This is a genomic window from Aeromicrobium stalagmiti, from assembly GCF_013283745.1.
In the GTDB taxonomy this organism is placed as follows: Bacteria; Actinomycetota; Actinomycetes; order Propionibacteriales; family Nocardioidaceae; genus Aeromicrobium; species Aeromicrobium stalagmiti.
Genome location: NZ_JABSTZ010000002.1, coordinates 358,425 through 377,734 on the forward strand (window position 1 = coordinate 358,425; position 19,310 = coordinate 377,734).

16 protein-coding genes are annotated in these 19,310 nt (G+C 72.0%); all 16 read left to right on the forward strand.

Going from position 1 to position 19,310, the window contains the following annotated elements; all coding sequences use genetic code 11:
• Positions 1-9 precede the first annotated feature (9 nt).
• The 16 genes from HQK15_RS10775 (at position 10) to HQK15_RS10850 (ending at position 19,285) form a co-directional block, all read left to right on the forward strand.
• Entirely contained in the window at positions 10-1,689 is a 1,680-nt protein-coding gene (locus HQK15_RS10775; RefSeq protein ID WP_302477579.1) for a ribonuclease J, read from the forward strand.
• Positions 1,690-1,733: 44 nt separating this feature from the next.
• Positions 1,734-2,303: a molybdenum cofactor guanylyltransferase gene (mobA, locus tag HQK15_RS10780; protein WP_367649154.1), complete on the forward strand. Its 570-nt coding sequence runs from the start codon at positions 1,734-1,736 to the stop codon at positions 2,301-2,303.
• On the forward strand, positions 2,296-2,547 hold the full coding sequence (locus tag HQK15_RS10785) for a DUF6457 domain-containing protein (protein ID WP_173491464.1): 252 nt from the start codon (positions 2,296-2,298) through the stop codon (positions 2,545-2,547). Before mobA ends, HQK15_RS10785 begins: the two co-directional genes overlap by 8 nt.
• Entirely contained in the window at positions 2,544-3,728 is a 1,185-nt protein-coding gene (locus HQK15_RS10790) for a molybdopterin molybdotransferase MoeA (protein ID WP_173491465.1), read from the forward strand. The genes HQK15_RS10785 and HQK15_RS10790 overlap by 4 nt, the downstream gene beginning before the upstream one ends.
• A 165-nt stretch (positions 3,729-3,893) precedes the next feature.
• A complete protein-coding gene (locus HQK15_RS10795) occupies positions 3,894-5,447 on the forward strand; it encodes an MFS transporter (protein WP_173491466.1) in 1,554 nt (517 codons plus the stop codon).
• Between the two features lie 4 nt (positions 5,448-5,451).
• Positions 5,452-7,533, forward strand: a complete 2,082-nt coding sequence (locus HQK15_RS10800; protein ID WP_173491467.1) for a molybdopterin oxidoreductase family protein — start codon at positions 5,452-5,454, stop codon at positions 7,531-7,533.
• Positions 7,530-9,008, forward strand: a complete 1,479-nt coding sequence (locus HQK15_RS10805; RefSeq protein WP_173491468.1) for an FAD-dependent oxidoreductase — start codon at positions 7,530-7,532, stop codon at positions 9,006-9,008. Before HQK15_RS10800 ends, HQK15_RS10805 begins: the two co-directional genes overlap by 4 nt.
• A gap of 46 nt (positions 9,009-9,054) precedes the next feature.
• Positions 9,055-11,667 carry a nitrite reductase large subunit NirB gene (gene nirB / locus HQK15_RS10810; protein WP_173491469.1) on the forward strand — a complete coding sequence of 871 codons (2,613 nt, stop codon included), beginning with the start codon at positions 9,055-9,057 and terminating at the stop codon, positions 11,665-11,667.
• Complete coding sequence (gene nirD, locus HQK15_RS10815) at positions 11,664-11,999, forward strand: nitrite reductase small subunit NirD (protein WP_173491470.1); 336 nt, start codon at positions 11,664-11,666, stop codon at positions 11,997-11,999. Before nirB ends, nirD begins: the two co-directional genes overlap by 4 nt.
• Entirely contained in the window at positions 11,996-13,117 is a 1,122-nt protein-coding gene (locus HQK15_RS10820) for a uroporphyrinogen-III synthase (protein WP_367649141.1), read from the forward strand. The genes nirD and HQK15_RS10820 overlap by 4 nt, the downstream gene beginning before the upstream one ends.
• Positions 13,114-13,830, forward strand: a complete 717-nt coding sequence (locus HQK15_RS10825) for a sirohydrochlorin chelatase (RefSeq protein ID WP_173491471.1) — start codon at positions 13,114-13,116, stop codon at positions 13,828-13,830. Before HQK15_RS10820 ends, HQK15_RS10825 begins: the two co-directional genes overlap by 4 nt.
• 347 nt (positions 13,831-14,177) lie before the next feature.
• Positions 14,178-14,903, forward strand: a complete 726-nt coding sequence (locus HQK15_RS10830; RefSeq protein ID WP_173491472.1) for a sirohydrochlorin chelatase — start codon at positions 14,178-14,180, stop codon at positions 14,901-14,903.
• Positions 14,904-15,225: 322 nt separating this feature from the next.
• A complete protein-coding gene (locus HQK15_RS10835) occupies positions 15,226-17,700 on the forward strand; it encodes an FtsK/SpoIIIE family DNA translocase (protein ID WP_173491473.1) in 2,475 nt (824 codons plus the stop codon).
• 2 nt (positions 17,701-17,702) lie between these two features.
• Entirely contained in the window at positions 17,703-18,140 is a 438-nt protein-coding gene (locus HQK15_RS10840; RefSeq protein ID WP_173491474.1) for a hypothetical protein, read from the forward strand.
• 30 nt (positions 18,141-18,170) lie between these two features.
• Positions 18,171-18,791 (forward strand): CDP-diacylglycerol--glycerol-3-phosphate 3-phosphatidyltransferase, encoded by a 621-nt coding sequence (gene pgsA, locus HQK15_RS10845; RefSeq protein WP_173491475.1) that lies wholly within the window; start codon positions 18,171-18,173, stop codon positions 18,789-18,791.
• Positions 18,788-19,285, forward strand: coding sequence for a CinA family protein (locus HQK15_RS10850; protein ID WP_173491476.1), 498 nt, complete (start codon positions 18,788-18,790; stop codon positions 19,283-19,285). Before pgsA ends, HQK15_RS10850 begins: the two co-directional genes overlap by 4 nt.
• Positions 19,286-19,310: the final 25 nt, after the last annotated feature.

Below are 19,310 nucleotides of genomic sequence, written 5' to 3' on the forward strand. Positions count from 1 at the left end.
ACTGCCCACATGAGCCACATGCACCTGGAGCTCGACGCTCCTCCCGCCCTTCCCGACGGCGCCCTGCGAGTCATCCCGCTCGGCGGACTCGGCGAGATCGGTCGCAACATGACCTCGTTCGAGTACGGCGGCAAGATCGTCATCGTCGACTGCGGCGTCCTCTTCCCCGAGGAGACCCAGCCCGGCGTCGACCTGATCCTGCCCGACTTCGGACCCATCCGTGACCGCCTCAAGGACGTCGTCGGCATCGTCCTGACGCACGGCCACGAGGACCACATCGGTGGCGTGCCCTACCTGCTGCGCGAGCGTGGCAACATCCCCGTCATCGGGTCCAAGCTGACGCTGGCGTTCCTCGACCCCAAGCTCAAGGAGCACAAGCTCAAGGACGCCCCCAAGTACGAGGTCTCCGAGGGCGACATCATGGACCTCGGGCCGTTCGAGCTCGAGTTCGTGGCGGTCAACCACTCGATCCCCGACGCGCTGGCCGTCGCGATCAAGACCCCCGCGGGCGTCGCGCTGCACACCGGCGACTTCAAGATGGACCAGCTGCCGCTCGACGGCCGCATCACCGACCTGCGGGCGTTCGCCCGGCTCGGCGAGGAGGGGGTCGACCTCTTCCTGACCGACTCGACCAACGCCGAGGTCCCGGGCTTCACGACGTCCGAGCGCAACATCACGCCGGCGATCGACGCGGTCTTCGCCAGCAGCACCAAGCGCATCATCGTCGCCTCGTTCGCCTCGCACATCCACCGCGTGCAGCAGGTCATCGACGCCGCGGTCAAGCACGACCGCAAGGTCGCCTACGTCGGACGCTCGATGGTCCGCAACATGCAGATCGCCCGTGAGCTCGGCTACCTGCACGTCCCCGACGGCGTCGTCGTCGACAAGATCGACGCGGCCCCGCCGCACAAGATGGTGCTGATGTCGACGGGCTCGCAGGGCGAGCCGATGGCAGCCCTCTCGCGCATGGCCAACAACAGCCACCAGCAGGTCAGCCTCGAGCCGGGCGACACGGTGCTCATGGCCTCGTCGCTGATCCCCGGCAACGAGAACGCGATCTACCGCGTCATCGACGGGCTCACCAAGCTCGGCGCCAACGTCGTCCACAAGGGCAACGCCCTGGTGCACGTCTCGGGCCACGCGTCGGCCGGCGAGCTGCTCTACTGCTACAACATCGTCCAGCCCAGCAACGTGCTGCCGGTGCACGGCGAGATCAGGCACCTGCACGCCAACGCCAAGCTGGCCACGGCCACGGGCGTCCCCAACGTGCTGCTGGCCGAGGACGGCTACGTCATCGACCTGGTCGACGGACACGCCTCGATCACCGGTGCGGTCGACGTCGGCTACGTCTACGTCGACGGCTCGTCGGTCGGCGACCTGACCGACTCCGAGCTCAAGGACCGGCGCGTGCTGGCCGAGGAGGGCTTCGTCTCGGTCGTCGTCGTCATCGACTCGGCCACGGGCAAGATCCTCTCCGGCCCCGAGATCCACGCCCGCGGCATCGCCGAGGACGACTCGGCGTTCGACGAGATCGTGCCCAAGATCGTGGCCGCCCTCGAGGACGCCCTGTCCGACGGCACCCGCGACAACCGCCAGCTGCAGCAGGTCATCCGCCGCGTGCTGGGCTCGTTCGTCGGCCGTCGCCTGCGTCGCCGTCCGATGATCCTCCCGGTCGTCATCGAGGCCTGAGGCCCGTCCTGTCCAGCACGCCGGCCCTCCCCGCGCACGATGCGATCGTCCTCGCGGGCGGTCGGTCGCGGCGGATGGGTGGCGTCGACAAGATGACGCTCGTCGTCGACGGACGGCCGATCCTGGCCGCTGCGTGCGACGCCGTCGCATCGGCTCGGCGGCTGGTCGTGGTCGGCCCGGCCGGGGTCGCCGGCACCCCGGAGCGGGCAGTCGCGGTCCGCGAGGACCCGCCCTTCGCCGGACCCGCTGCGGCGATCGGCGCGGGCCTGGCCGCGCTCGGTGACGACGTCGCCGCGATCGTGGTCGTCCTCGCCGCCGACGTGCCCCGTGCCGCCGAGGCGGTGCCCGCCCTGCTGGTGCACGCGGCCGGCAGCGACGCCGACGGCGTCGTCGCGCGCTCGTCCGACGGGCGCCGGCAGCCGCTGCTCGCGGTCTATCGCTCGGCGTCGCTCCGCGCGGCGCTCGAGGAGCACGTGCCGCTGACCGACCTCGGCGTCGGCCAGGTGACCAGGTCGCTGCACCTCGACGAGCTCGACCTGCCCGACGACGTGCTGGCCGACATCGACTCGCCGGCCGACCTGGCACGCCTCACGGAGGAGACCAGCCGTGGATGAACGATCGCTGCCGCGCTGGGCGGCCGGCCTCGCACAGGATCTGGGCATCGAGCAGGTGCTCGACGTCGACGCCGTGCTCGACCTCGCCGCCGACGCGGCGCACGGGGTCATGCGTCCCGCCGCACCGTTGACGACCTATCTGGTCGGCGTCGCGGTCGGTCAGGCCGGTGGCGATCCCGAGCGGGTCGCCGAGGTGCTGGCCCGGGTGCACCGCGCGATCGAGCAGTGGGACGACGACGCGTGACGCTGGTCCGGGGGGAGTGGCACGACGTCCGTACGCTCGCGGCCTCGCTCGCCAAGCCTGTGCCGAGCGAGCTGGTCGCGATCGACCTGGCCGCCGGCCGGGTGCTCGCCGACGACCTGCGGTCGCTGGTCGACCTGCCGTCGGCCGACGTCTCGGCGATGGACGGCTGGGCGGTCTCGGGCGACGGTCCGTGGACGGTGCGCGGCCGGGTCGTCAACGGCCGGCCGCCCGCGACGGTGCTCACGCCGGGGGACGCCGTCGGCATCGGCACCGGCGGAGCGGTGCCTGCAGGGACCACCGCGATCGTCCGCTTCGAGCACGGGACGTCCGACGGCACGCAGCTGCGCTGGACCCCGCCTGACGGCAGGGAGCCCAGCCGGCACGACGTCCGCGCCCAGGGTGAGGAGCTGAGGGTCGGGGAGGTCGTCCTGCCCGGCGGCACCCGCCTCGACCCGGTATCGCTGGCCGTCAGTGCGGCGAGCGGCCACGACACGCTGCAGGTGCTCGGGGCTCCGACGGTCGACCTGATCGTGTCGGGCGACGAGATCGTGCGTCGTGGGCTGCCGGCGCCCGGAGCGGCCCGCGACTCGATCGGCCCGCTCCTGTCGGGGACGACCCGCGCCGCAGGAGGTGTCGCCGGTGAGGTGGGTCTGGTCGGTGACGACCTCGAGGCCCTGACCGGCGCGCTGAGGGCCTCGACCGCCGACGTCGTGGTGACGACCGGCGGCACCGCGGTGGGCGACGCCGACCACGTCCGTGACCTGCTGGGCCTGGTCGGCGCGACGGTCGTGGTCGACACGATCGCCGTCCGTCCGGGCGGGCCGACGCTGCTCGCCGTCCTGCCCGACGGACGCCTGGTGGCCTGCCTGCCCGGCAACCCGTTCGCGGCCCTCGTGGGGTTCATGGCAGTGGTGCACCCGGTGCTGCTCACGATGACGGGTGCCCGCGGCGTCGAGGAGCGCCGTGAGACGTCGGGCGTCGACGTCGAGGCTTTCGACCGCGCCACCCGCATCCTCCCGTTCTCCCGGCAGGACGGCGTGGCCGTGCCAACGGGCTGGACGGCGTCGTCGATGCTGCGAGGCCTCGCGGTGTCCGACGGACTGCTCGTGGTGCCGCGTCCGGGCGTCCGCGCAGGGGAGTCGCTCGAGGTGCTCGAGCCGCTCTGGCGAGCGACAACCTGACACCTCGGCGCTGCCGTCCGCCGATCTCACAGTCGGACCCACCGCACCGTGTAGAGAGTGTTACGCACCGCTGACGCGACGACACACACCGGCGAAACACGCGCTCCCTAGGTTCAGTCGCACGAGATCTGGCACCGTGCCGGGTCGCCGACCTCGGAGCGTCCCATGACCAGCGTCGTCACCAGCCCTCCCGACCACCCGTCGGCCACACCGCCACCCTCCCGTCGCCGCACCGGGCGATGGATCGAGGAGTGGGACCCCGAGAACCCCGCCTTCTGGGAGTCCACCGGCAAGCGGGTCGCCCGGCGCAACCTGATCTGGTCGATCTTCGGCGAGCACCTCGGCTTCTCGGTCTGGCTGCTCTGGAGCGTCAGCGCGGCGCTGCTCACCAAGGTCGGCTTCGCGTTCTCGCCCCAGCAGCTGTTCTGGCTCATCGCGGTGCCCAACCTGGTCGGCTCGCTGCTGCGGCTGCCCTACACGTTCGCGGTGCCCAAGTTCGGTGGGCGCAACTGGGCCGTCTTCAGCGCCTTGATGCTGGTGCTGCCGACCCTGCTGTTCGCCCACTTCGTGCAGCGGCCCGAGACGCCCTACTGGGTCTTCATCGTCATCGCCGCGACGGCCGGCGTGGGCGGCGGCAACTTCGCGTCGTCGATGGCGAGCATCAACTTCTTCTACCCGATGCGCCACAAGGGCACGGCGCTCGGCCTCAACGCCGCGGGCGGCAACCTCGGCGTCTCGGTCATCCAGTTCTTCCTGCCGATCATCGTCGGCGGCGCGGGAGCGTTCGGCCTGGTCAAGGCCAGCCAGAGCGGGATCGTCCTGCAGCGGGCCGGCTACCTCTACGCGGCGCTCGCGGTGGTGGCCGCCGTCGCGGCGTACTTCTTCATGAACAACCTCACCGCCGCCTACTCCAGGCCGCGTGAGCAGCTCGCGGTCGTGAAGTACAAGCACACGTGGGTCATGTCCTTCCTCTACATCGGCACGTTCGGCTCGTTCATCGGCTACTCCGCGGCGATGCCCCTGCTGATCAAGATCAACTTCTACAACCAGCCGCTGCCCGAGGTGCCCGGCATCGGCATCAACTTCGCCTACTACGCCTTCCTCGGCGCCCTGGTCGGCTCGTTCACCCGTCCGCTCGGCGGCTGGCTCGCCGACCGGTTCGGCGGTGCACGGGTCACGTTCGGCACGTTCGTCGCGATGATCCTCGGCACGATCGCGGTCATGGTCTCGCTGGCCCAGCTGGACGCCGTGCCGAAGCCGGCCGCCGGTGCGCCGGCTCCTGACCCGGCGACGTTCCAGTACGCAGACGCCGTCCGGGCCGCCGTCGACCACAACTCCGACATCTTCCCGTGGTTCCTCGCCGCGTTCCTGTTCGTCTTCGCTGCGACCGGCATCGGCAACGGCTCGACGTACCGGATGATCCCGCTGATCCAGAAGAGCTATGCGCTGACGAAGGGAGCCGAGGGCTCCCCGGAGCGCGAGGCGGCCGAGAAGAAGGCCCCCAAGGAGGCCTCCGCCGTCATCGGCATCGCCGGAGCAGTCGGTGCGCTGGGCGGGTTCCTCATCCCGATCACGTTCAGCGCCCCGTGGGTCGCCGACCCGGTCGACGCGGTCAAGGGCGCCTTCCTGGCCTTCACGGTGTTCTACGTCGTGTGCCTCACCGTGACGTGGGCCTTCTACCTGCGGCCGAAGTCGATCATGACCAAGGTCGGGGTCTGACCGGGTGACCGAGACCCACTGCCCGTACTGCGCCCTGCAGTGCGCCCAGACGCTCCGCGGCGAGCCCCTCGCCGCGGAGCCGCGGGCGTTCCCGACCAACGTCGGCGGGATGTGCCAGAAGGGCTGGACGAGCGCCGAGGTGCTGGGGGTCGCCGACCGCATCACCGCGCCGCTGCGCCGGGTCGGCGGAGGGTTCGAGGCGGTCTCGTGGGACGAGGCCCTCGACGACATCGCGTCGCGGGTGACGGCGATCAGCGGCGAGTCCGGCCCTGACGCGATCGCCGTGTTCGGTGGCGGCGGGCTGACCAACGAGAAGGCCTACCAGCTCGGCAAGTTCGCGCGGCTCGCCCTGCGCACCCGCAACATCGACTACAACGGACGCTTCTGCATGTCGTCGGCCGCGGCGGCCGCCAACCGGTCGCTGGGCGTCGACCGCGGGCTGCCGTTCCCGCTGACCGACCTCAACGACGCCGACGTCGTCGTCCTGCTGGGCAGCAACCTCGCCGACACGATGCCGCCGGCGGTGCAGCACCTCGGGCCGGTCCGCGAGCGGGGCGGCCTGATCGTCGTCGACCCGCGGCGCAGTGCCACCGCACGCCTGACCGACGGCGGTGCGGGGGAGCACGTGCAGCTGGTGCCCGGCACCGACCTGGTCCTGCTGCTCGGCCTGCTGCACATCGTCCTGGCCGAGGGGCTGGCCGACGTCGACTACCTCGCAGCCCGTGTCGACGGTGTCGAGGACGTCCGGCGCAGCGTGGCCGAGTGGTGGCCGGAGCGGGTCGCCGCGACGACCGGGGTGCCCGAGACGCAGCTGCGCCGGATCGCGCGCACCCTGGCCCACGCGAGCCCCCACGGCGGTGGTCGCGGAGCGTTCCTGCTCACGGGACGTGGCTCCGAGCAGCACGCCGACGGCACCGACACGGTCACGGCGGTCATCAACCTGGCTCTCGCGCTGGGCCTGGTCGGCGCCGAGCGCGGCGGGTACGGCGCGATCACCGGACAGGGCAACGGGCAGGGGGGACGCGAGCACGGCCAGAAGGCCGACCAGCTGCCGGGCTACCGGATGATCGCCGACCCCGCCGCGCGCGAGCACGTCGCCGCGGTGTGGGGCGTCGACCCGGACGTCATCCCGGGCCCCGGCGTGCCGGCGGTCGAGCTGCTGATGAGCCTGGCGCAGCCGGACGGTCCGCGCGCGCTGTTCGTGCACGGCAGCAACCTGCTCGTCAGCTCGCCCGACGCCCAGGTCGTGCGGCGCAGGGTCGAGGCCCTCGACCTCGTCGTGGTGTGCGACTTCGTCCCGTCGGAGACGGCGATGCTCGCCGACTACGTCCTGCCCGTGACGCAGTGGGCCGAGGAGGAGGGCACCATGACCGGTCTGGAGGGCCGCGTGCTGCGCCGCCGCAAGGCCGTCGACCCGCCGGCGGGAGTGTGGTCCGAGCTCGAGGTCTTCGCCGAGCTGGCTCGCCGGCTCGACGCACCCGGCACGTGGTCGACGAAGCCGCGCGAGGTCTACGACGAGCTTCGCCGGGCCAGCGCCGGGGGACGCGCCGACTACGCGGGCATCTCCTACGAGCGGCTCGACGCGGGGGAGGCGCTCTACTGGCCGTGCCCCGACGAGAGCCACCCCGGGACGCCGCGCCTGTTCGCCGACGCGTTCCCCACCGCCAACGGGCGGGCGCGGATGGTGCCGGTCCGCGAGGTCGGCCCCGACGACGGCCTGCGCGCCGAGGCACCCGTCTGGCTCGTGACCGGTCGCGTGCTGCAGCACTACCAGTCGGGAGCACAGACCCGCCGCGTCGCCAGGCTCAACGACTCGATGCCCCGGGCGTACGTCGAGATCCACCCGGTGCTGGCGGCGCGCATCGGCGTGGAGGGCGTCGACGACATCCGCATCACGTCCAAGCGCGGCTCGATGGTCGCGCAGGCGCGCGTGAGCCCCGACATCCGGCCCGACACCGTGTTCGTGCCGTTCCACTTCGCGGACGAGGGGATGGTCAACGCCGTCACCAACGCGGCGACTGACCCGATCTCGGGCATGCCGGAGTTCAAGGTGTGCGCCGTGCAGATTGCCAAGGAGGACGCATGAAGGTCGTGGTCGTCGGTGCCGGCATGGTCGGCAACCGCTTCGTGGACGAGCTGGGCCGGCTGGCCCCCCAGGTCGAGATCGACCTGCTCGGCGACGAGTCGTACGAGCCCTACAACCGGGTCATGCTGACCGAGCTGATCGCTGGCCGGGTCGACCTGGCCGGCCTGACCCTGCCGACGCCCGACCACGGTCGGGTCCGCGTGCGGGCCGGTGTCCGCGCGCTCGAGATCGATCGTGAGCGACGCACCGTCGTCACCGCTGACGGTGACTTCGCGTACGACGTGCTGGTGCTGGCGACCGGCGCGCAGGCCCGCGTGATCCCGGTGCCGGGTCTGCGGGACGGGCTGCCCCGCGGGGCCCACGTGGTCCGGCGGCTCGATGATGCCCGCGACATCACCGCTGCGACCCTCAACGCGTCCGACGCGGTCGTGATCGGGGCCGGCCCGCTGGGCGTCGAGGCGGCCTGCGCGCTCCGGCACCGGGGGATCGCCGTGACGCTCGTCGCGGCGTCCGACCTGCTCAACCGCGATCTCGACCCCGAGGTCGCCTCGGTCGCCGCCGACCAGGCCGCGTCCCTCGGGATCGAGGTCGTGACGGACGCCCAGGTCGCGTCGGTCGGCGTGCACGCCGGTCGGGTCGACGCGGTGCACCTGGCCGACGGTCGGACCTTCCCGGCCGGCATCGTCGTGCTGGCCTGCGGATCTGCACCCGACACGACCCTCGCAGCCGAGGCGGGGCTCGACACCAACGTGGGCATCGTCGTCGGCCACGACCTGCGGACGCCCGCGGACCTCGCCGTCTGCGCGATCGGTGACTGCGCCGAGACACCGGCCGGCGTGAGCGGCCTCGTCGCCCCGGGCTGGGCCCAGGCGCGGGCGCTCGCGCGCAGCATCGCCCACGCGTCGGAGCTCGAGCTGCCGACCGTCGCCGGATCGGCGATGCGGCTCAAGGCGGTCGGCATGAGCGTCGTGACGATGGGTGCCCGCACGTCCACCGCTCGCCCGGACGACCGCGTCGTCACCTTGTCGGACCGTCGCGAGCGTCGCCACGTCGAGCTCGTGGTCCGCGGCGACACGCTCGTGGGCGTCACCTGCGTCGGCGCGCCCGACCTCGCGGCCCACCTGTCGACCCAGTTCGACCGCCCGGGGATGCTCCCGGCCGATCCGATGCACCTGCTGATGGGCACGTCCGGGATCGGGGCCACCGAGAGCGCCTCGCCGACCGCGATGCCGGCGGCCACCACGGTGTGCCGCTGCAACGGCGTCACCAAGGGTGACCTCGTGCACGCGTGGGACGGGGGAGCGACGACGGTCGAGGCCCTGGCCGACGCGACGCTCGCCACCACCGGGTGCGGTGGCTGCACGCAGCTGGTGTGCGGCATCGTCGACTGGCTGCAGACCACCGATCCGCCGCCCGTGCCCACGACCTCACAGCCCGACGGCTCCGGCCGTGAGACAACTGTTCCCACCAGGTAACACGGAGACCTCTGCGATGACATCTGCCGTTCCTACTGTTCACGACATGACCACCGAACAGGCCTTGCCCGCCGAGCAGCCCGGCCCCGCGAAGAAGAAGCTCGCCGTCGTCGGCGCGGGCATGGTCGCCCACCGCCTCGTCGAGGCGCTCGTCGAGCGGGGCGCCGACCAGTCCTGGGACATCGAGGTGTTCGGTGACGAGACCCGTCCGCCGTACGACCGCGTGGCCCTGACGTCGTTCTTCTCCGACCGCGACCCCGAGGACCTCCTGCTAGGCGACGGCAGCCTCTGGAGGCGTCCCGGCGTCCGCCTCTACCGTGGCTCGGTCGTGAGCCGGATCGACCGCGAGGCCCGCCAGGTCCATGCGCGCAGCACGACGTTCGACTACGACAAGCTGGTCCTGGCCACGGGGTCGTACGCCACCGTGCCCCCGGTCTCCGGCTCCGACCTGCCCGGCTGCTTCGTCTACCGCACGGTCGACGACGTCGCCGAGCTGCGGCAGTGGGTGCTCGACCGCGAGGCGGCCCTCGGGCGCAAGGTCAAGGGCGCCGTCGTCGGCGGTGGCCTGCTGGGCCTCGAGGCCGCCGGAGCGCTGACGGCGCTCGGCGCCGACACGACCGTGGTCGAGTTCGCCGAGTGGCTCATGCCGCTGCAGGTCGACCGCGCCGGGGGCGGGGCGCTGCGCCGGATCATCGAGCAGATGGGCGTCTCGGTCCGCACCTCGACCGCGACCTCCAGGCTCAAGGCCGGCCGCGACGGCAAGGTGTCGCGCCTGCAGTTCGCCGACGGCGAGAAGATCGCCGCCGACGTCGTGGTCTTCGCGACGGGCGTGCGTCCCCGCGACGAGCTCGCCCGCGACAGCGGCCTCGAGGTCGGCGAGCGCGGCGGTGTCGTGGCCGACCCCGGGTGCCTGACGAGCGACGAGTCGATCTATGCGATCGGCGAGGTCGCCCAGATCGCCGGACGGGTCTGGGGCCTGGTCGGACCGGGCTACACGATGGCCGAGGTCGTCGCCGACCGGCTGCTCGGTGGCACGGCGACGTTCGAGGGCGCCGACCTGTCGACCAAGCTCAAGCTCCTGGGCGTCGACGTCGCGAGCTTCGGCGACGCGTTCGCCGCGACCAACGGCAGCCTCGAGGTCGTCTACGCCGACCCGACCGCCGGCGTCTACAAGAAGCTTGTCATGAGCGACGACGCCCAGACCCTGCTCGGCGGCATGCTCGTGGGCGACGCGAGCGCGTACACCAACCTGCGACCCATGGTCGGCCGGGCGCTCGGCAGCGACCCGACCGGCTGGCTCCTGCCGGAGGGCATGGAGCCGCCCAGCGGCAGCGCCCTGCCCGACGACGCCACCGTCTGCTCGTGCAACAACGTCACGGCCGGTCAGGTCCGGTGCGCCGTGACCGACGAGGGGTGCACCGACCTCGCCGGCGTGAAGGCCTGCACCAAGGCGGGCACGAGCTGCGGGTCGTGCGTGTCGCTGGTCAAGAAGCTCGTCGACGTGCAGCTGTCCGAGGCCGGCATCGAGGTCAGCAACGCGCTCTGCGAGCACTTCGCGTTCACCCGCGCCCAGCTGTTCGACATCGTCCGCGTCAGCGAGATCTCGACGTTCAGCGAGCTCGTCGCCCAGCACGGCACGGGTCACGGCTGCGACATCTGCCGTCCCGTCGCGGCCTCGATCCTGTCGTCGCTCGGCAAGGGACACGTCCTCGACGGCGAGAACGCGGCGCTGCAGGACACCAACGACCACGTCATGGCCAACCTGCAGAAGGACGGTACCTACTCCGTCGTCCCGCGCATCCCCGGCGGCGAGGTCACTCCCGAGGGACTCATCGTCATCGGTCAGGTCGCGGCCGACTACGGGCTCTACACCAAGATCACCGGCGGTCAGCGCATCGACCTGTTCGGCGCGCGCATCGAGCAGCTGCCCGGCATCTGGAAGCGGCTCGTCGACGCGGGGTTCGAGTCCGGGCACGCATACGGCAAGTCGCTGCGCACCGTGAAGTCGTGCGTGGGGCAGTCGTGGTGCCGCTACGGCGTGCAGGACTCCACGACGCTCGCGATCGACCTCGAGCTGCGCTACCGCGGCCTGCGGTCGCCCCACAAGCTCAAGCTGGGGGTGTCGGGCTGTGCCCGCGAGTGCGCCGAGGCCCGCGGCAAGGACGTCGGCATCATCGCGACCGACCAGGGCTGGAACATGTACGTCGGCGGCAACGGCGGCTTCACCCCCCGGCACGCCCAGCTGTTCGCCGAGGACCTCACCACCGAGGAGCTGGTCCGCGCGATCGACCGTTTCCTCATGTACTACGTCCGCACCGCCGACCGTCTGCAGCGCACGGCGCCGTGGCTCGAGTCGGTCGAGGGCGGCATCGACGCGGTGCGCGCGGTCGTCCTCGAGGACAGCCTGGGCATCGCCGCCGACCTCGACGCCGCGATGGAGGCGCACGTCGGCGCGTACGAGGACGAGTGGGCTGCCACACTGGCCGATGAGAAGAAGCTGCAACGGTTCGCCTCGTTCGTCAACGCCCCCGAGACACCGGATCCCGACCTCGTCTACGTCGAGGAGCGGGGTCAACGTCGACCGGCCGACGAGGCCGAGCGGGCCGTGCTGATCGCGGGAGCGAGCCTGCCCGTGCGACCGAAGGAGGTGCTGGCATGACGACCTGGACACGCGTGTGCGCGGTCGACGACCTCGTGCCGGACCGTGGGGCCGCAGCCCTGGTCGACGGGCACCAGGTCGCGATCTTCCGGCTCAGCGACTCCGGTGCGATCCACGCGGTCGACCACCTCGACCCGTTCAGCCACGCCAACGTCATGGCCCGCGGGCTCGTGGGCAGCCGGCTCGGCACGCCGACCGTCGCCTCGCCGATGCACAAGCAGTCGTTCGACCTGGTGACCGGCCAGTGCCTCGACGACCCCGCCGTCTCGCTGCAGGTCTGGCCGACCCGGGTCGCCGACGGCTGGGTCGAGGTCGGGAGCGCGGCGGCGTGACGACCCTCGGCCCGGTGCTCGCCGGCGCGCAGATCCTGGTGACCGCCCAGCGGCGGGCCGCCGATCTCGCGCTCGCGCTCGGGCGCCGCGGGGCCGAGGTCACGATCGCGGCGTCGCTCGGCGTCGAGTCGCACATCGACGAGGACACGCTGCTCGCGCAGACCCGCCAGATGATCGCCACCGGTGCCGACGTCGTCGTCGTGACGACCGGCATCGGCTTCCGCGGCTGGCTCGACACCGCCGAGGCGGCCGGCATCGGGGGTGAGCTGGTCGAGGCCCTGCAGTCGATGCGGCTCGTGGCGCGCGGGCCCAAGGCGCGCGGTGCGCTGCAGGCCGCCGGGCTCGTGCCCGACTGGGTGGCCGAGTCCGAGACGTCGGCGGAGATCGCCGACTTCCTGGTCACCGAGGGCGTCGAGGGCCTGTCGATCGCGGTGCAGCACCACGGCGCCGGCGATGACGGCCTCGAGCGACGCCTCGCGGCCGCGGGTGGACGTCCGTTCGGCCTCGTCGTCTACCGCTGGGGCCCGCCGCCCGACCCCGAGGCCGTCGAGCGCTCGGTGCGCGACGCGGCGGCGGGGGCCTACGACTCCGTGGTCTTCACGTCGGCGCCGGGCGCCTCGGCATGGCTCGGGTCGGTCGAGCGGCTCGGCGCGGCCGACGACCTGCGGCGCCTGGAGAAGGAGCGCCGCCTGACGCTCGCCGCCGTCGGCCACGTGACGGCCGACCCGCTCCGCAACGCCGGGTTCGACCCGCTGCTGCCCGATCGTGCGCGGCTCGGCGCGATGGTCCGCTCGCTCGTGATGTATCTCGGCGACGCGTCCGACAGCGTCCCGACCACCGGCGGCGACCTGCGCGTCCGGGCGACGGCCGCGACGCTCGACCACGTCGTCCTGCCGGTCTCGCCCAGCGGCCTCGCGATCCTGCGGGCCCTGGCTCGTGAGCCCGGGACCGTCCGCTCGCGCGAGGAGCTGCTGCAGGTGCTGCCCGGCGACTCCGACGACCCGCACTCCGCCGAGGTGGCCGTCGCCCGTCTGCGCGAGGCCGTCGGGCGCCCGATCGTCCAGACCGTCGTCAAGCGCGGCTACCGCCTCGCGGTGCAGGAGGGGGGGACCGCATGACGATCTCGCTCGTCGCCACCAGCCACGGCACCGACGTCCCGGCGGCCCGCACCGCGATCACCGCCCTGGTGTCGGCCGTCGCCGAGGCGTCCCCGCACCTCGACGTGCGCGAGGCGTTCGTCGACGTGCAGATGCCACGGGTCGACACGGCGGTCGACCTGGTCGACGGCCTCGCTGTCGTCGTGCCCCTGCTGCTAGCGCCGGGATTCCACGTGCGCGTCGACATCAACGACGCAGCCCGGCGCCCGTGGGCCGCGGCCGCCGGGACGCTCGGCGTCGACGACCGTCTGACCGACGTCATGATGCGACGGCTCGCCGAGGCCGGCGCCACACGGGACGACGTGGTCGTGCTCGCTGCGGCCGGGTCGAACGACCCCTGTGCGTGGTGCAGCGTCCGGCGGGCGGCGAGGCTCCTGGGTGAGGCATGGGGCGCACCGGTCCCCGTGGGCTTCGTCGGGGGCACGGGCGCGTCGATCGGCGACGTCGTCCGCGAGGCGACCGCGGCCGGTCGCCGGGTCGTGATCGCGTCCTACCTCATGGCGCCCGGGTTCTTCTTCGACCGGCTCCACGCCGCGGGTGCCGACGTCGTCACGCGGCCGCTGCTCGACGGCACGACGGTCGACCCGGCGATGGTCTCGCTGGTGCTCGACCGTTTCGCCGAGGCCGCGGAGGGCCTCGACTGGGCGGCCGTGACGCCCGTCGCGACACGCTGAGGGCCCATCCGGCGACTTGTAACCAAAACCAGCACCTGAGTTAACCGGTGCGAAACAGCCGTCACCGAGGCTGAAGGTGCTGATGGGGAGACCCTGATCCGACGATCGAAGGGGTGGCGTATGCACGACCGTGGCACCCGTGGATCGTCGGAACACTCCTCCCACGCCGCGTCCGCGGCCACCGTCACCGTTCACGCAACGGCAGCGGAGCCTGCAGGACACGGCGCCTTCGGGGAGGTGCGAGCTGTCGGCGGAGCCAACGGGGGTGTTCCGTCGACAGCTGCGCGCCCACCCCGGCTCACCGCGGACATCTCGGGTTCCTCGGTCGGTCGGTCCCGGAGGTCATCGTGAACCGCACCCTGATCCTGTGCGCCCACGGCTCGGACAGCCCGCGCGGACGTTCCGCGTTCGCCGGGCTGGTCAACGCCGTGCGGCGCGAGGCGCAGGACCTCGACGTCGTCGACGCCTTCGTCGACGTGCAGGTGCCCCGGATCGCCGAGGTCGTGGGGGAGACCGCCGGGCCCCGGGGGGTCGTGCCGCTCATGCTGGCGTACGACCGACCGGTCAGCGTCGACATCGTCCAGGCCTCGCACCTCGACCCCGCCGTGACGGTCACCGCGCCGCTCGGGCCCGACTGGGTGCTCGCGGAGGTCGGCGTACGACGCCTGTTCGAGGCCGGGGCCCGAGCTGGCGACACGATCGTCCTCGCCGCCGACGCCGCGATCGACGACCGGGCCGTCTCCGACGTCGGCAAGGCCGCACGGCTCCTCAGCGCCGTCTGGGGCGGGCGCGTGCACGTCGGCACCCTGGGTGGTCCTGACACGCCGCTGGCCGACGCGGTCGACGTCGCGCGGGCGTACGGCAAGCGGGTCGTGGTCTCGACCTACCTGCTGACGCCGGGGGCGACCCACGACGCGATCGTCGCCGCCGGGGCCGACGTCGTCACCGAGCCGCTGCTCGACGGGGGACCGCCCGACCAGCGGCTCGTCTCCCTGGTGCTTGCCCGGGCCCGGTCGCGCGGAGGCTGGACCTCCGTCGGCGGCGACCCCGGCCCCCACCTCGCCTCGCACTGACCCCCGGGGAGGTGGATCTGCAACCTCACACCCGCGGAGGAGGTGGATCTGCAACCTCACGCCCGTGGAGGAGGTGGATCGACAACCTCATGTGCGCGTATGAGGTTGTGGATCCACCTCCCAAAGTGTGGGGAGTTCGTATGAGGTGGTGAATCCACCTCCCCGGGGTGCGGGGATCGCGTATGAGGTTGAGGATCCACCTCCCCGGGGTGCGGGGATCGCGTATGAGGTTGAGGATCCACCTCCCACCGCCCCGGGACAGGGTGTCGGCTCCGCGGCGTGGTTCCCGGTCAACCTTCGACCTGTGCTTTACCCTTTGACCATGGCGACCCGAACGACTTCCCCGCCGCGCAAGCGGCCGTCCGGCAGCCAGGCCCGCAAGAAGCCCGCCGCGAACAAGCGCAAGCCCCAGGCCCGCAAGCCTGCCGCCCGCCGACCCGCGCCGAGCAAGAAGACCGGACCTGGCCCCCTTGCTGCTGTCCTCGGCGCGATCCTGCGCGCCTCGACGGCCTTCTGGCTCGGCATCGCCGGTGTCGTGGGCGCGATCGCCCGCAGCATCGGTCACAGTGCCCGCGACCTCGATCCCGAGCAGCGCCGTGACGGCGTCGGCTTCGGCATCCTCGCCCTGGGCATCGTCGTGGCCGGGTCGGTCTGGTCCGACATGCCCGGCGCCGTCGGCAACGCCGTCCGCGACGCGACCTCCAGCGCCGTCGGCCTGCTCGCCTGGGCCGTCCCGATCGTGCTGGTCGTCATCGCCTGGCGCACGCTGCGCCACCCCGACCGCAACGGTCCCGCCGGCCGCCAGGTCATCGGCTGGGCCGCGATCTGCGGCGGCATCCTGGGCCTGGTGCACATCGCCCACGACGTGCCGCGCCCCAGCGACCCCGATCCCGACGCGATGCGTGAGGCCGGGGGAGCCGTCGGCTTCCTGTTCTCCGCGATCCCGATGGACCTGCTCAACAGCGCGTACGTCGTCTCGCCGATCCTCGTGCTCGTCGTGGCGTTCGGCCTGCTCGTCGTGACCAACACGCCGGTCTATGCCGTCCCCGACCGCCTCCGCGATATCCGTGACATGGCCCTGGGTCGCAAGCCCGAGGTCGAGGAGCCGGTCGTCGAGGAGCCCAAGAAGCGCCGGCACCCCAAGACGCCGATCGTCGCCGACGACGAGCCCTACGAGAACCCCCTCATCGACGAGCCCGCCGACGCCCGCCCGGCGCCGGCCCGGGTCTTCGAGCCCGCGGCCGAGGCCGTCCCCGAGGACGACGTCGAGGCCGAGCTGCCTCCCATGGAGCCCATCCCGGCCCGTGCCGAGCAGCTCGCCCTCTCGGGCGACGTCGTCTACTCCCTGCCCGACAGCACGATGCTGCGTGAGGGGTCGCCCCACAAGGCACGCTCCAAGGCGTCCGACGAGGTCGTCGAGCGTCTCACCGAGGTGCTGGAGCAGTTCCAGATCGACGCGGCCGTCACCGGCTACACCCGTGGACCGACCGTCACCCGCTACGAGGTCGAGCTCGGCCCCGCGGTCAAGGTCGAGAAGGTCACGGCGCTGTCCAAGAACATCGCCTACGCCGTCGCCTCCAACGAGGTCCGCATCCTGAGCCCGATCCCCGGCAAGTCCGCGATCGGTGTCGAGATCCCCAACGTCGACAAGGAGATGGTGTCGCTCGGCGACGTCCTCCGCTCGGCCAAGGCGCGCAGCGACCACCACCCGATGGTCATCGGCCTCGGCAAGGACGTCGAGGGCGGCTACGTCGTCGCCAACCTCGCCAAGATGCCCCACCTGCTCGTGGCGGGCGCGACCGGCTCCGGCAAGTCCTCGTTCGTCAACTCGATGATCTCCTCGATCCTCATGCGCTCGACGCCCGAGGAGGTCCGCATGATCATGGTCGACCCCAAGCGGGTCGAGCTGACGGCCTACGAGGGCGTCCCGCACCTGATCACGCCGATCATCACCAACCCCAAGAAGGCGGCCGAGGCGCTGCAGTGGGTCGTGCGCGAGATGGACATGCGCTACGACGACCTGGCCAACTTCGGCTACCGCCACATCGACGACTTCAACAAGGCGGTCAAGGCCGGCCAGGTCAAGCTGCCCGCGGGCAGCGAGCGCGTGCTGGCGCCCTACCCCTACCTGCTGGTCGTGGTCGACGAGCTCGCCGACCTGATGATGGTCGCCCCGCGCGACGTCGAGGACTCGATCGTCCGCATCACCCAGCTCGCGCGCGCGGCGGGCATCCACCTGATCCTCGCGACGCAGCGGCCGTCGGTCGACGTCGTGACGGGTCTGATCAAGGCCAACGTGCCGAGCCGTCTGGCGTTCGCGACGTCGTCGCTCGCCGACAGCCGCGTCATCCTCGACCAGCCCGGCGCCGAGAAGCTCGTGGGCCAGGGTGACGGCCTCTTCCTGCCGATGGGCCAGAACAAGGCCATGCGCATGCAGGGGGCCTGGATCACCGAGGCCGAGATCCACACGATCGTCGAGCACTGCAAGACGCAGCTGCAGCCGATCTACCGCGAGGACGTCACCGCCGTGGCGGCCGCCAAGCGCGAGATCGACGACGACATCGGCGACGACATGGACCTGGTGCTGCAGGCCATCGAGCTGTGCGTCACGACCCAGTTCGGGTCGACGTCGATGCTGCAGCGCAAGCTGCGCGTGGGCTTCGCCAAGGCCGGGCGCCTCATGGACATCCTGGAGAGCCGCGGCATCGTCGGGCCGAGCGAGGGGTCGAAGGCTCGCGACGTGCTGGTCAAGCCCGACGAGCTCGAGCAGTGCCTGGCCACGATCCAGGCCGGCTAGCCATGACCGACGCGTTCGAGGTGCGACGGCGCACGGGGCTCTACGTCCTGCTCGCCGTCGTCTGCCTCGGCCTGGCGGGCGGCTTCGGCTGGCTGGCGTACGACCGCGACGACTACGTCTTGGTGGCACCTGCCGTGGTGCTCGCGGTGGTGGGTCTGAGCTACCTTCGCGGCGTGGGCGACCCGCGCACGCCGCTGTTCGTCGCGGACGACCACGGCATCCGGCTGCGCGCCGAGCAGGGCTGGGTCGGCCTGCTCTGGAGCGAGCTGGGCGAGATCAAGGTGGAGCGGCGCGAGGGGCTCGTCCACGACCCGCGCATCAAGGTGGTCAGCACCGACGGGCAGCGGTTCTTCACCTCGCCGCTCGGCGTGGCGACCAACGTCTCACCGGCCGAGGCCGAGGTGCAGTTGGCGCAGCGTCGACCCGCTGCCGCATACTGAGGAGTCGTTTCACCCCACCGAGAGGGACCCATGGACGCGGCAACCACGCCGAGCAACCTCAACATCGCGAACGTCCTCACGGTCGTGCGGATCGTGGGCGTCCCCTTCTTCGGGTGGCTCCTGCTCGCTGACGGCGGCGAGTCCGTCGGGCTCAGGGTCGCGGCCTGGGCCGCGTTCGTGGTGCTGATGATCACCGACCGCATCGACGGCGACCTCGCTCGCAAGTACGACCTGGTCACCAACTTCGGCAAGCTCGCCGACCCGATCGCCGACAAGGCGTTGACGGGCATGGCGTTCGTGGGCCTGGCGATCATCTTCTCCGACGCGGAGCTCGGCTGGCTGTTCTGGACCGTCACGATCGTGGTCCTGGTGCGCGAGTGGGGCATCACCCTCATGCGCTTCGTGGTCAAGAAGTACGGCGTCATGCCGGCCGGACAGGGCGGCAAGATCAAGACGACGCTGCAGGCCGTCGCGCTCGGCGGCTACCTGCTGCCCTTCGAGATCTGGGACAACGTCCCCAGCGACGTCCTGCGGTGGATCGCGCACATCCTGATGGCCGGCGCCGTCGCGATCACGCTGAGCACGGGCGTCCAGTACGTCCGTGACGCGATCGCCCTGCGCCGCGAGTCGAAGGCCGCCGCGTCCTCGTGACCATCGCGGCCGACGCGGCCGACGCGGTCGAGGCGCTCCGGTCGGCCGGGGCCACCGTCGCGACCGCTGAGTCGCTGACCGGCGGGCTGGTGTGCGCCACGCTCGTCGACGTGCCCGGAGCCTCCGACGTCGTGCGCGGCGGCGTGGTGGCGTACGCGCCGGTGCTCAAGACCGAGCTGCTGGGCGTCGACGCCGCCCTGATCGCCCGGGCCGGCACCGTCGACTCCGAGGTGGCCGCGCAGATGGCCGTCGGGGCCCGCGACCGTCTCGGCGCGACCTACGGCATCTCGACGACGGGAGTGGCCGGGCCCGACCCGAGCGAGGGCAAGCCCGCCGGCACCGTCCACGTCGCGATCGCAGGGCCCGACGGGGTCGAGACGACCCTGCTGGCGCTCGCGGGCGACCGTGACGAGATCCGGAGGGGGACGGTCGCCGCGCTGTTGTCGTGGCTGGTCGCTACGCTGGGGGAAGAAACCCGGTCCGATCAGGGTTGAGGTTCTCATGGCAGCAATGGACGGA